The 12,537-nt window shown below is 71.6% G+C and carries 11 protein-coding genes; 5 read left to right on the top strand and 6 right to left on the bottom strand.

The genetic code is table 11. The features are described 5' to 3' along the window. Window positions 1-62: 62 nt before the first annotated feature. Window positions 63-1,019 carry a TAXI family TRAP transporter solute-binding subunit gene (locus tag KBX08_RS04760; protein ID WP_210781322.1) on the top strand — a complete coding sequence of 319 codons (957 nt, stop codon included), beginning with the start codon at window positions 63-65 and terminating at the stop codon, window positions 1,017-1,019. 10 nt (window positions 1,020-1,029) lie between these two features. Here KBX08_RS04760 and KBX08_RS04755 read toward each other — a convergent pair whose 3' ends face one another. The 3 genes from KBX08_RS04755 to KBX08_RS04745 form a co-directional block, all read right to left on the bottom strand. Then, entirely contained in the window at window positions 1,030-2,460 is a 1,431-nt protein-coding gene (locus tag KBX08_RS04755) for a HAMP domain-containing sensor histidine kinase (protein ID WP_210781321.1), read from the bottom strand. A gap of 9 nt (window positions 2,461-2,469) precedes the next feature. Beyond that, on the bottom strand, window positions 2,470-3,126 hold the full coding sequence (locus KBX08_RS04750) for a response regulator transcription factor (RefSeq protein WP_210781320.1): 657 nt from the start codon (window positions 3,124-3,126) through the stop codon (window positions 2,470-2,472). 97 nt (window positions 3,127-3,223) lie between these two features. After that, window positions 3,224-3,535 (bottom strand): hypothetical protein, encoded by a 312-nt coding sequence (locus tag KBX08_RS04745; protein WP_210781319.1) that lies wholly within the window; start codon window positions 3,533-3,535, stop codon window positions 3,224-3,226. 113 nt (window positions 3,536-3,648) lie between these two features. Between KBX08_RS04745 and KBX08_RS04740 the strand changes: the two genes are divergently transcribed. Then, the gene (locus KBX08_RS04740) at window positions 3,649-3,987 is read left to right on the top strand and encodes a DUF952 domain-containing protein (RefSeq protein ID WP_210781318.1); all 339 of its coding nucleotides are present in this window, start codon (window positions 3,649-3,651) and stop codon (window positions 3,985-3,987) included. Window positions 3,988-4,117: 130 nt separating this feature from the next. Here KBX08_RS04740 and KBX08_RS04735 read toward each other — a convergent pair whose 3' ends face one another. The 3 genes from KBX08_RS04735 to KBX08_RS04725 all read right to left on the bottom strand — a co-directional run bounded on the left by KBX08_RS04735 (window position 4,118) and on the right by KBX08_RS04725 (window position 8,976). After that, window positions 4,118-5,875, bottom strand: a complete 1,758-nt coding sequence (locus KBX08_RS04735; protein WP_210781317.1) for a CDP-glycerol glycerophosphotransferase family protein — start codon at window positions 5,873-5,875, stop codon at window positions 4,118-4,120. Window positions 5,876-6,103: 228 nt separating this feature from the next. Then, window positions 6,104-8,212 carry a DUF6077 domain-containing protein gene (locus tag KBX08_RS04730; protein WP_210781316.1) on the bottom strand — a complete coding sequence of 703 codons (2,109 nt, stop codon included), beginning with the start codon at window positions 8,210-8,212 and terminating at the stop codon, window positions 6,104-6,106. A gap of 125 nt (window positions 8,213-8,337) precedes the next feature. Further along, complete coding sequence (locus KBX08_RS04725; protein WP_210781315.1) at window positions 8,338-8,976, bottom strand: TetR/AcrR family transcriptional regulator; 639 nt, start codon at window positions 8,974-8,976, stop codon at window positions 8,338-8,340. Between the two features lie 180 nt (window positions 8,977-9,156). Here KBX08_RS04725 and KBX08_RS04720 point away from each other — a divergent pair, with 180 nt between their 5' ends. From KBX08_RS04720 to KBX08_RS04710, 3 genes are all read left to right on the top strand, one after another. Then, complete coding sequence (locus KBX08_RS04720) at window positions 9,157-10,053, top strand: ABC transporter permease (RefSeq protein WP_210781314.1); 897 nt, start codon at window positions 9,157-9,159, stop codon at window positions 10,051-10,053. A 34-nt stretch (window positions 10,054-10,087) separates the two neighbouring features. Continuing rightward, window positions 10,088-10,864: an ABC transporter ATP-binding protein gene (locus KBX08_RS04715; RefSeq protein ID WP_210781399.1), complete on the top strand. Its 777-nt coding sequence runs from the start codon at window positions 10,088-10,090 to the stop codon at window positions 10,862-10,864. 146 nt (window positions 10,865-11,010) lie between these two features. Beyond that, a complete protein-coding gene (locus tag KBX08_RS04710; RefSeq protein ID WP_210781313.1) occupies window positions 11,011-12,528 on the top strand; it encodes a bifunctional cytidylyltransferase/SDR family oxidoreductase in 1,518 nt (505 codons plus the stop codon). Window positions 12,529-12,537 lie beyond the last annotated feature (9 nt).

Raw genomic sequence — 12,537 nt, 5'->3', positions numbered from 1 at the left:
GGGTTCCGACCGTCCGGGACACCGCCAACCCGGGCTTGCGCGCACCCGCCCGACGGCGCACAGTGCACCGCGTGAGTCGTACCTCGTCCCGCCGCGCCGGCCTGGCCACCCTGTCGACGGTCCTGCTGATCGCGAACCTGGCCGTCGCCAGCTGCCGGGACACCCCGACCGACCCGACGTCGATCCGGATCGCCACCGGTAGCCCCACCGCTGTCTACTACGCGTTCGGGCAGTCCCTGGCGGCCATCCTCAACCGGGAACTCCCCGACGTACGGGCCAGCGTGGTGGTCACCGCCGCCTCGGCGGAGAACGTTCAACTCGTCGGCTCCGGCGGGGCCGAGCTGGGCTTCACCCAGGCCGACGTGCTGCCCACCAGCACGGCGGGAAGCCCCACTGTCGATGCCGTCGCCCGGGTGTACGACGACCAACTGCACCTCGTCACCACGAGCGGCGGCCCGGTCCGTACTGTCGCCGACCTGCGGGGCCGGCGAGTCTCCGTCGGCGCGGCCGGCTCGGGCACCGAGATCACCGCGACCCGGCTGCTGGAGGTGGCCCGCCTCGGTGGTGACGAGGTGCGCCGGGAACGGCTCGGACTGGACGATTCGGTGACGGCGCTGCGGTCCGGGCGGATCGACGCGTTCTTCTTCTCCGGTGGGTTGCCGGTCCGGGGCATCGAGGAGTTGGCCGAGGCCAGCGCCATTCGGATCGTGGACCTCAGCGAGTGGACCGAGCCGCTGCGCTCGCGCTACGGCCAGGTCTACGTCTCCCGGGACATCCCCCGCTCGGTGTACGGGGTGGACGCGGTGACCACCGTGGCCGACCCGAACTACCTGATCGTCCGGGCCGACCTGCCGGAGCCGTTGGTCCGTGAGGTGACCCGGCTGCTGATGGAACGCCGGGCCGAGCTGGCCGCCGCCCATCCGGCGGCGGGACGGATGAGCCCCCGCTCGGCGATCGTCACCGCGCCGCTGTCGCTGCACCCGGGCGCGGCGTCCTGGTACCGCGCCACCAAACCGTGACGGCCGGGCCTCACCGCGCCGGGGAGGGTCGCAGGTCGGCGGCCGGTTCCTCCTCCGCCGACTCCACCGCAAGGGTCGGCGTCGGGAACCACAGGGCGGCGATCAGCCCCCGCGACTCCCCCGGGCGCATGGTGAGCCGCCCGTCCGAGGCGTCCACCAGCACGGCGGCGATGGTCAGACCGAGCCCCGCCCCGTCCACGTTCTGCGCGTCCGGGGCCCGCCAGAACCGCTCGGTCGCCTGACCGAGCTGACTCTCGGTCATGCCGGGGCCGGAGTCGCGAACCTCCAGCGCCACCCCGCCGTCGCGGCGGGCCACCGTCACCGTCACCGCCCCGCCCGCCCCGCTGAACTTCACCGCGTTGTCGATGAGCGCGTCCAGCGCCTGGTCGACGGCGGTCGGCACGGTCTGCGCGTACGCCGGGGCGTCGGTCGTGGCCAGCCGCAACGCGACCGACCGGTGCCGGGCCAGCGGCGCCCACGCGGCCACCCGGGAGGCGGCCACCGCGGCGGCGTCCACCGTGACGCGCTCGTTCTCCTCCCGTTCGGCGCGGGCGAGGGTGAGCAGCGCGTCGAGCACCAGCGCGAGCCGGTCGGTCTCCTCCAGGGCCAGCCGGTGCTCGGACCGACCGTCCGGGTCGGTGAGGCTGGGCCCCAACTCCTCCACCCGCAGCCGCAGCGCGGTGAGCGGGTTGCGCAGTTGGTGGCTGGCGTGCGCGACGAAGGCACGCTGCCGGTCCATCACGTCGGAGACCACGTCGGCCATGTGGTTGAAGCTGGCCGCGAGGCGGCGCAGCTCCGGCGGTCCCAGCCGGTGCTGCACCCGGGCGCCCCGGTCGCCCTCGGCGATCTCGTGGGTGACCGCGTCCAGCTCGGTGACCGGTCGCAGCACCCAACCGGCCAGCCCGAACGCGGTGAGCACGCAGGCCAGCACGGCGAGCAGACCGGCCAGGGCGAGCAGCAGCCACCACGCGACGACGGCTCGGCGGATCGGGCCGGCCGGGGTCACGATCACCACCGCTCCGAGCACCTCACCTCCGTCGTTTATCGGCACCGCCACCACCACGGGGTCGGTCGTCCAGGGCCAGACCGACTCGGGGGCGCTGGTCTGCTGCCCGGACAGCGCGACGTCCAGCACCGTCGCGGTCCCCGGGCTGGCCTGCCACCTCGGCGACGAGACCGGGATGTTCCGGTCCCGGTCGACGATCGCGGCGCTGATCGCGTACAGGTCGTCGTAGCTGGTCAGCTCCGACTCGATCGGGCCAGGGCCGCCGTCACGCAACGCCGGACCGGCCAGCGAGGCGAACCGGGTGGCGTCGGCGAGCCGGTCGGCGCGGACCCGTTCGGTCTCGCGGCTGGCCATGGTGGCGGCCAGTGGGGTCTCCAACGCGATGAGGACGAGGACCATCAGCAGCAGATAGCTGATCACCAGGCGACGGCGCACGTCAGCTCCTCACGCGTCGCGCAGTCGGTAGCCGACGCCGCGTACGGTCTCCACCAGGCGGGAGTCGCCGAGCTTGCCGCGCAGCGAGCCGACGTGCACCTCTACGGTGTGCCGGTCGGCCCAGGTGGTGCCCCAGGCGTCGAGCAGGATCCGGTCGCGGGGCACCGCCACCCCGGGCTGGCGGGCCAGCGAGAGCAGCACGTCGAACTCCTTGCGGGTCAACGTGACGGCACGGCCCTCGACGGTCACCGTCCGCGCTGCCACGTCGATGCGGACCGGCCCAGCCTCGATGAGGTGCCGCTCGGGCGCCGCGTTCGCGGCACGGCGCAACACCGCCTCGATGCGGGCCTGCAACTCCACCATCGAGAACGGCTTGACCACGTAGTCGTCCGCGCCCAGGCGCAGACCCAGCACCCGGTCACGTTCCTCACCCCGGGCGGTCACCGCGATGATGCCGAGCTGACTGCTGCGCCGACGCAGCTCCCGGCACAGGTCCGTGCCGTCCCCGTCGGGCAGCGTCAGGTCGAGCAGCACCAGGTCACAGGGTGCGGCGGAGAGCGCGGCGGCAACGGTGGCGGCGTGCTCGACCTCGTACCCCCGGCGGGTGAGGGCGGAGGACAGCGCAGCGGCCACCCGGCGGTCGTCCTCCACCAGCAGGATCCGCACCCGTGCCCCCGTCCCTCGCAGCGCTGTTCTGCGAATGGTGGCAGAAGTGCGCGCGGACCGGGAGGCCGCCCACCCGCGCCGGGCGGGCTACCGGCCGCTACAGGCCGAAGGTGTCGTCGGCGGTGGCGTCCCGGACGCCGTCGGTGAACCCGCGGAAGCCCGGGTCCTCGTGGCTGGCCGGCACGCTGGTGACGCTGACCCCGCTGGCCTGGGTGACAGCGTCGACCAGGGCCGGATAGTCGATCTCGGCGTCCTGGAAGGCGTCGTCGTCCGCCTCGGCCAGGTTGATCACGTGCTGCACGTCGTCGGACGACGTGTCCGGGTCGTCGGCCCACTCGCCGCCAGCCTGGTAGCACTCGTCGTACAGCGCGCGCTGGCTGTCGGTCCAGTCATCGTCGTAGCTCTGCATCGCCCATCCCTCCGCGGCCCTTGACCTGAGCATGCCCGGCGGGAGGCGACGGGCGCGGCGGTACCGGCGAAAACCGGGCGGGCGCGCCGACCACGGCCCCGTACGCTGCTGTGGTGATCTACAAACTGCTGTCGAGCGCCGAATGGGACGACGCCCTCGCCGCCGGTGCCTTCACCGGCTCCGCGGTGGACCGGCAGGACGGCTTCATCCATCTCTCCGGCTCCGACCAGGTGGTCGAGACGGCACGGCGGTACTTCACCGGGGCGACCGGGGTGACAATGCTCAGCGTCGAGGAGGAGCGGCTGGGCGACGCGCTGCGGTGGGAGCCGTCGCGCGGCGGGCAACTCTTCCCGCACGTGTACGGCCCGCTGCCGGTCGCGGCGGTGGTGGCGGCGCGGGCGCTGCCGGCGGACCTTCCGGCCGCCGACGCGGTGGCCGCTCTGCTGGCCTGATCCGGTGGCCGCTCTGCTGGGGTGATCCGGTGGCCGCTCTGCTGGCCTGATCCGTGGTCGCCCTGCTGGCTGACACGGACGCGCCCGACCCGACAGTGTCGGGCCGGGCGCGATGCCGTACGGACGGAACTCAGTGGCAGAGCCGGTCGATCTCCTGCTGGAACCGGTCCATCGGGTTCGCCTCGGCCGGGCCGAGCAGGTAGGTCTTCAGCTCCCGGCGGGCCTCGGTCATCGGGTCGTCACCGGCCCGGGTGACCGACACGATCTTCTCCAGCTCACCGCAGTCCTTGGAGAGCAGGTACGCGGCCCGAGCCGTCGGGTACTCGCGGCGGAAGTCGTCCTCCGACAGGCCGGCCGGGTTGGCCACCACGTACGGCCGCTGGCTCTGCACGAAGTCGGACACCACACTGGACACGTCGCTGATCAGCAGGTCGGTCTGGTTGAAGCAGTCGAACAGCGCCGGCGTGCGGCCGGTGACCACCAGGTGCGCGGTGCCGTCCAGCGAGGACGCGTCCGGGTTGCCGCCGGCCGCGCGGATCGCCGTGACGATCCGGTCGTGCACGGCCTTCGCCGCCTTGGACCGCGACCCGGTGAGCGGGTGCGGCTTGTAGATCAGGCGGACCCGGGGATTCGTGGCGAGCAGCCCCTTGACGATCCGCTCACCCATCAGCACCAGCGAGGTGTGGTACGGGTCGTCGTCGAGCCAACCCTCCCAGGTGGGCGCGTACAGCACCGTGAACGGCCGGTCCACCGACTCGGCACCGAAGGTGTGCACCCCGGCGAGCTGCGGCCGGCCGATCTCGACGATGTCCGAGTCGAGCACCCCCACGCCGGCCCGCGCGTAGCGCTCCCGGCCGGCCAGGCCGGCGACCCAGACCTCGTCGTACACCTTGCTGTAGGGGTTGACGCTGGCCTGCTTGTCGCTGTCGCCGTGCCCGACGAAGACGTGCTTCGTACCCGGCTCGCGGAGCATGTGGATGTTCGCGCCGACGTTCGCGGAGTAGAGCGCCGCGCGGATGCCGCCGAGGTCGAGGTTCATGAAGTCGACGCCGGCCGGTACGCAGATCACCGGCAGCCGGGTGTCGGCCAGCTCCAGGAACGCCTCCCGGCTGCGCATCAGCACCACCGCGCGCTGTTCGAGCGCCTCGGTCGGGGCGAGCCACATGTTCGCCTGGTAGACGTCCTTGGCCGGGCCGGCGAAGTAGAGCGCCACCTCCGGCCGGTAGTTGTCCAGCCAGCGCTGGACCGCCGGCAGCAACGGACCCTGCCCGGCACCCCGACCCCGCAGCCAGGTCAGCGCGATGATGGCGCCCACCAGACCGGTCGCCACGACCGCCACCGCGCCGGCCACGAAGAACGGCGTCGGATCGTGCTGCACCGCGGCGGCCACGCCGGCCGGCACCAGCAGCAGGTTGAGCAGCGGCATCCGGTCACCGGCAACCGCCGCCGCCCAGGCGGGCGGCTGTGGGGCGCTGGACAGTGGACCCAGGTCGATGTTGCGCACCATGGCGGAGAGCGGGTTACGACGCTCGATCATTGTGGAGAGCGCACCCGCGAAGACCGACACGACCCACACCACGGCCGGTAGCACCAGCAGGAGGGTCAGCTCGCCGCCGCTGAGCCGCACCTCGGCGACGACCAGCAACACGGCGGCGAGGTCGCGGGTCAGCTGCCGGTACGACCAGTGCAGGCCCACCTTCTCCAACAGCAGTTGCGACGGCGGTGACCAGCGGGCGACGGCGAATTCGCCGATGATGGCGGCCAACCCGGCGACGGCGAACAGGCCGATCCAACCGAATACGCCACCGACGAGCATGACCAGGTAGGCCAGTACCAGCAGCGCACTCTGGGCGGCCACCCCGAGGCGTCCTGTCAACGTGCCGAACAAACGAGTTCGCTCCCTACGAGATTTCGTTGCGGGCGGTGCCCGTGATGGACCGACGTCACTCCCCCGTCGCGCAGCGGCTCAGTCGCGGCCGGCTCCGTGTGACTGCGACCTTAACGCGAGGGGACAGCTCGGTGTCGCTCGGGTATCCGGCACCATTTCGGGCAAAGTTCCGAACCGGGGCGCGCCCGACCCCACCACGGGGCCGGGCGCTCGGTGCGGGTGAAGCGCTCAGCCGACCCGCCGGAAGCAGGTCATCGCGCCGGGCGCCTTGCGCTTGGCGAACTCCTGGTAACCCAGCTGCGGCGCGGTGTCGCGGGCGTAGCGGTTGCCGTTGTAGACGCAGATGGTGCCCACGTCGAGGCGGTCCAGTGCCGGCGTCAACTCGGCCGGCGTCGGGCTGGCGGCGCCGTCCGCGAAGCCGGCGAGCAGCAGGCGGTCCTTGGCGAACTGGGAGCTGAGGTCGTACTCGACGAGGTAGAAGTCGCGGGGCAGCACGACCCGGACCTCGCTGGTGACGATCGGCGTGGTGCGCATGATCGTCTTAGGGGCGAGCAGCAGGCCCTGCGGACGGTCCAGGTCCTTGATCCAGAACGCGATCGCCTGACGCTGCTGCGGAAGCTTCCAGGTGGGGCGGTCGTGCACGTCGACCCAACTCTTCGGCGACCACATCGGGGTGGCGAACAGCGCGAACGAGGCGACCAGCAGCACCGCGATCCCCCCGGACGCCGCCCGGCGCAGCGCCCGGGTCGGTGCCGGCACGCGCACCGTGCAGAGCAGACCGATCAACGTCGGCAGGGCGAGCAACCACGGCACGCGCCAGAGCACCACCGAGATGCCGCTCAACGCGCTCAGCAACTCCAGCACGCCGGGCACGAACAACACGCTCAGCGCGAGGGCGGCGCCGGCGGCGAGCAGCGCGGGCGTACGCCGACGGGCGAGCAACGCGCCGCACCACAGCGCCAGACCGCTGATCACCCCGACCACGCCGAACAGCAGGGTTCGCCGGTAGGTGTACGCGGCGTCGAAGAAGGCGTCGTCCGCGCCCGTCGCGCTCATCCCGCCGAGCACCAGGCGGGAGACCACCAGCGAGCCGATCGGGTACGCGAGGGCGGCGACCGCCGCGACCACGGCCGCCTTCCACCGGCCGACCAGCAGCATGGCGAACCCGGCGGCGCCGACGAGCATCGGCAGGATGATCGCCGCGGTGTTGGTGAGCCCGATCGCGGTGATCGAGAGCGCCACGATGAGCAGCAGGCTGCGCCGCGACCGGTTGTCGAACCACTCGGTCAGGTAGAGCCACATCAGCGGGATGACCGCCGAGACGAACATGCCCTTGCCCTCGTGCAGCCGGGGAAGGTGGAACGTGCCCAGTGCGGCGTCCCCGCCCGCGACGAGGTAGAGGTACGCGATCGCCACGGTGAAGGCGAGCACCGGACGGCGCGGGGCCCACCGGTGCGTCAGCCGCCACAACGCCAGCGCTGCGAGCACCGCCATGATCGGCAGCAGCACGTACCAGAGTGCCGAGCTGGCGTGGATGCCGACGACGTTGGCGAACGCGCCGTCGAACACCTCGATCGACGGGATGGGCGGCTGCGAGCCCATCGACGGCAGCACGTTCTCGGAGAACAGGAAGTCGTTGAGCGGGATCAGGTCACGCTCGGCGATCCACACCGACTTGCCGACGTAGTAGACGTCGTCCGGGGTGTTGCGAGCCATGAAGAACGACGAGATGCCGACCAGGACCGACACGACCAGCGCGTACGCCGACTGCGCCGGGGTGGGTGCCGGGGCGGCCGGGGTGGGCGTCGGGCCGCTCAGCCATGCCTGGCGCACCAGCAGCATCCCGCCGACGGCCGCGAGCAGGCCGGACACGGCCGGGATCCACCAGGAGACGTTGACGCTGGTGTTGGCCAGACCGGCGGAGACGGCGGCAACGGCGGCGGCGGCCAGCACACCGATCAGCAGGCGACGGTCGGCGGCGGGCCGCGCGCTGACGGGCTCCTGTGCCGCCGGCGCGCTGTCGGCCGGGGTGCTGTCGGCCGGGGTGCGGCGGCGGGCGCGCAGCACGGCCACGACCGCGAGCACCACACAGGCCAGCAGCCAGATCCGGAAGGTGACCGACGGACGCAGGTCACCCAGGAAGGCCAGGTGGTAGAGCACTGTGAAGAGCGCGAACGCGATCACCGCGCCATCGGTGAGCACCGCCGGGGCGACGGCCACCAGCGCGCGTACCCGGGACAGCCCGGCGCGGGCGGCGGCGGGCCGGGATGCCTGCCCGGGCCGCGGCGTCGGATCCGGTTCGGCGGGCGCTACGGCGATGCTGTCGACGTTGGCCACGGGCGTCCTTACTCGTCAGGCGGATCAGGGGCATCGGCACGGTGACGGCCGGGTGTCAAGGGGGCAGCGTAGCGGAATCGGGCAGGGCGGCCGCTGCTGCCGGCGACCGAGTGTCGGAGGGCTGGTCAACCCGCCATCGGTGCCGCCCGGGGGCGGGGCAGCACGCTGTCGGCGCCGAGCCCGGCGGCCACGGATTCGACCAGGTTGTCGAGGTAGCCGTCGGTGAGTGGGAGACGGGCGATGGCGAGCCGCCAGTAGAGCGGCCCCACGATGAGGTCGACGGCGGCGTCCAGCTCCGTGTCGGCGGGCAGTTCGCCACGCTGCACGGCCCGGGTGACCAGGTGACCGCCGATCTCCTGCTGCCGGGCGCGCAGCACCTGACGCAGGGTCGCGTCGATGCTGGGGTTGCGGGCGGCCTCGGCCAGAAGATCCGGAATGATCTGCGACGCCAGTGGGTGGCCCAGCGCGTGCGCCACCGCCTGGAACAGCAGCGCGAGATCACCGCGCAGCGTGCCGGTGTCCAGTGCGGGGAGCTTGCCGTGTGCCGCGGCGGCGACGACCTCCAGCACCAGATTGAGCTTCGAGCTCCACCGTCGGTAGATCGCCGTCTTGCTGACGCCGGCCCGCCGGGCCACCGCCTCGATGGAGAGCCTGCCGTAGCCGACCGCGGCGAGCTCCTGCATCAGCGCCCGGCGGATCGCCGTGGTGATCTCGTCGCGCAGCACCGCCGCGCCGGCCGGCGCCCGCCTCTTCTCGGTGGTCATCGAGGGCTCTTATCGCAGGTCACGCCGGACAGCGTAGCGCAACGACGGTACGGTTGCGTCCCGACGTGTTTCGGACTACTGTCCTCGCAGCGACGAGGCGGCGCCCCGCGCAAATTTCCCACTAGGATTCGATCGTCGCGAGCAACCCCCGTCTGCACGAAAGATCGGAGCGCCATTTCCATGGCCACCACCGCGCTGGTCGACCCCGACACGGGCCTGACCCAGGCGCAGCTGGCCGCTCGGCACGGGCTACGGGTCGCCGGTGAGCGACCCAGCCTCGTCGAGTACAGCCGCCGACTCTGGGCCTACCGGCACTTCATCGCCGCGTACGCCAACGCCAAGCTCGTCGCCTCGTACAGCAACGCCAAGCTGGGTCAGCTCTGGCAGGTGCTCACCCCGCTGACCAACGCGGCGGTCTACTACCTGATCTTCGGGGTGGTGCTGGCGCAGAACGACAACATCCCGAACTTCATCGCCTACCTGACCACCGGGCTGTTCATCTTCAACTTCACCCAGAGCGCGATCCTGGCCGGCACCCAGTCGATCAGCAGCAACCTGGGGTTGATCCGGGCACTGCACTTCCCCCGGGCCAGCCTGCCGCTGTCCACCACGATCACCCAGTTCCAGCAACTGCTGGCCTCGATGGTGGTGCTGGTCGGCATCGTGCTGGTCACCGGTGAGCCGCTCACCTGGAAGTGGCTGATGCTGCTGCCCGCGCTGCTGCTGCAGGCGGTGTTCAACGCCGGCGTGGTGCTGTTCGTCGCCCGGCTGGGCGCCAAGGCGAGCGACCTGAAGCAGGTCATGCCGTTCATCATGCGGACCTGGATGTACGGCTCCGGCGTCCTCTACAGCGTCAGCCTCTTCGACCGGCTGCCCGGCTGGGCGACGACGCTTGTGCAGTACAACCCGCTGCTGGTCTACATCGAGCTGGCCCGGTACGCGCTGCTCGAGGAGGCGCCGCTGCTCAACGAGTCGCTGACCCAGCTCTGGCTGGTCGGCGCCGGGTGGGCGCTGGTCGCCGGCATCGGCGGTTTCATCTACTTCTGGCGCGGCGAACAGGAGTACGGCCGTGGTTGATCACTTCGACGCCCCCGTTGAGGCGAGCGCGACGATGACCCGAACCCAGGAGCGCATCCCGACAGTGGTCGTGGACGACGCGCACATCATCTACCGGGTGCACCAGGGCGCCGCCGGTGGCACCACGCCGGTGGCCGCGCTGCGCCGGCTGGTGAAGCGCACCCACGCGCCGAACGTGCGGGAGGTGCACGCCGTCAAGGGCGTCTCCTTCACCGCGTACCGGGGCGAGGCGATCGGGCTGATCGGCAGCAACGGCTCCGGCAAGTCCACCATCCTGCGGGCCATCGCCGGCCTGCTGCCGGTCAACCGGGGCGCCATCCACACCCAGGGGCAGCCGTCCCTGCTCGGCGTGAACGCCGCCCTGCTCAACGACCTATCCGGGGAGCGCAACGTCACCCTCGGCTGCCTGGCCATGGGCATGCACCCCGATGACGTGGCCAAGCAGGCCGCGGGGATCATCGACTTCTCCGGGATCAACGAGCGGGGTGACTTCGCCAGCCTGCCAATGCGGACGTACTCGTCCGGCATGGCGGCCCGGCTGCGGTTCTCCATCGCCGCCGCCAAGAAGCACGACGTGCTGCTCATCGACGAGGCGCTCGCCACCGGCGACAAGGGCTTCCGCAAGCGCAGCGAGCAGCGGGTGCGGGAGTTGCGGGAGGGCGCGGGGACGGTGTTCCTGGTCAGCCACCAGCTCTCCTCCGTACGGGACACCTGCGAACGGACGATCTGGCTGGAATCGGGCCTCATCCGGATGGACGGTCCCACCGACGAGGTCATCCGGGCCTACGAGGCGTACGCGAACAGCAAGTAGAGTTCCGGCGAACGTCCGGCATCGACACGGCACCTGAGGACCGCGTCGCCCGCGTTGGGGCGACGCGGTCCGCGCGTTAAGGTTCATTCCGTCGCCGCTCGGGCGGAACCTTCCGTTAACGCATCCCTGAGAGTGAGGATCCGGCAATGACGCAGGACCAGACCCCTGGCCCGGACGCCGAAGCGGAGACCCCGACGCCGTGGCGGCCCTCGCGGACAGTGGCGGTGGTTCTGGCCGGCGGCACCGGGACCCGGCTGGGCCTCGGCATCCCGAAGCAGCTGCTGAAGATCGCCGGTAAGCCGATCATCGAGCACACCCTGGCGGTCTTCGAGGCGGCACCGGAGATCGACGAGATCATCGTGCTGATGGCCACCGGCCACGTCGAGGACGCCCGGCAGATCGTCGAGAAGGCCGGCCTGCGCAAGGTCACCAAGGTGATCGAGGGCGGTGACACCCGCAACGCCACCACCCGGATCGCGCTGGACGCGGTCGGCCCGGAAGACTGCAACATCCTCTTCCACGACGCGGTACGCCCGCTGCTCAGCGGCCGGATCGTGCGCGAGTGCGTCAACGCGCTCTGGAGCTACGACGCCGTGGACGTGGCCATCCCCTCCGCGGACACGATCATCCAGGTCGACGAGAACGACTGCATCACCGACATCCCGGTGCGCTCCCGGCTGCGCCGTGGCCAGACCCCGCAGGCGTTCCGCTCCCCCACGATCCGGGCGGCGTACCAGATCGCCGAGGACGACCCGGACTTCGCCGCCACCGACGACTGTGGCGTGGTGCTGCGCTACCTTCCCGGCACCCCGATCAAGGTGATCGACGGTTCGGACGAGAACATCAAGGTCACCCACCCGGTCGACGTGCACCTGGCGGACAAGCTCTTCCAGCTCGCCGCCGCGCAGGCACCCCGACTGACCGACCACCGCAGCTACAGCGAGGAGCTGACCGGCCGGACCATAGTGGTGTTCGGCGGCAGCTACGGCATCGGTCACGAGTTGACCGAGCTGGCCCGGCGCTACGGCGCCCAGGTCTTCCCGTTCAGCCGTTCCAGCACCGGCACCCACGTGGAGCGGGCCGAGGACGTCGAGGCCGCGCTGACGACCGCCTTCGAGGCCACCGGCCGGATCGACCACGTGGTGGTCACCGCCGGCATCCTGGAGAAGGGCGCCCTCGCCGAGATGGACGAGGAGACCATGGACCGGCTGCTCCAGGTCAACTTCGTCGGCCCGGTGACCATCGCCCGCCAGGCCCTCCCGTACCTGCAGCAGACCAAGGGCCAGTTGCTGCTCTACACCTCCAGCTCCTACACCCGGGGCCGGGCCCGCTACGCGCTCTACTCGGCCACCAAGGCCGCCCTGGTCAACCTCACCCAGGCGCTCGCCGACGAGTGGGCCGACGTGGGTGTCCGCGTCAACTGCATCAACCCGGAGCGCACCGCCACCCCGATGCGGACGCGGGCCTTCGGCGAGGAGCCGGAGCACACCCTGCTCGCCGCGGAGGCCGTCGCCCAGTCGTCGCTGGACGTGCTGATCTCCGACCTGACCGGTCAGGTGATCGACGTACGCCGGGCACCCGGCGACGGGCCCACGCCGAGCGTGCCGGCGCAGTCCGGGTCGGGTCGGGTCGAGGCACCGGCCGGCGCGACGTCGGCCAACTGACGCCGACGG

Origin of the sequence: Micromonospora sp. H61 (assembly GCF_018070325.1) — a bacterium.
In the GTDB taxonomy this organism is placed as follows: domain Bacteria; phylum Actinomycetota; class Actinomycetes; order Mycobacteriales; family Micromonosporaceae; genus Micromonospora; species Micromonospora salmantinae.
Note: the sequence above shows the minus strand (reverse complement) of the source record. Positions and strands in the feature narration are given on the sequence as shown.

Coding starts and splice junctions, on each gene's coding strand:
- KBX08_RS04745 (WP_210781319.1), bottom strand. CDS start 3,535: ATGCAGAGCTACGACGATGACTGGACCGACAGCCAGCGCGCGCTGTAC.
- KBX08_RS04725 (WP_210781315.1), bottom strand. CDS start 8,976: ATGACCACCGAGAAGAGGCGGGCGCCGGCCGGCGCGGCGGTGCTGCGC.
- KBX08_RS04720 (WP_210781314.1), top strand. CDS start 9,157: ATGGCCACCACCGCGCTGGTCGACCCCGACACGGGCCTGACCCAGGCG.
- KBX08_RS04715 (WP_210781399.1), top strand. CDS start 10,088: ATGACCCGAACCCAGGAGCGCATCCCGACAGTGGTCGTGGACGACGCG.
- KBX08_RS04710 (WP_210781313.1), top strand. CDS start 11,011: ATGACGCAGGACCAGACCCCTGGCCCGGACGCCGAAGCGGAGACCCCG.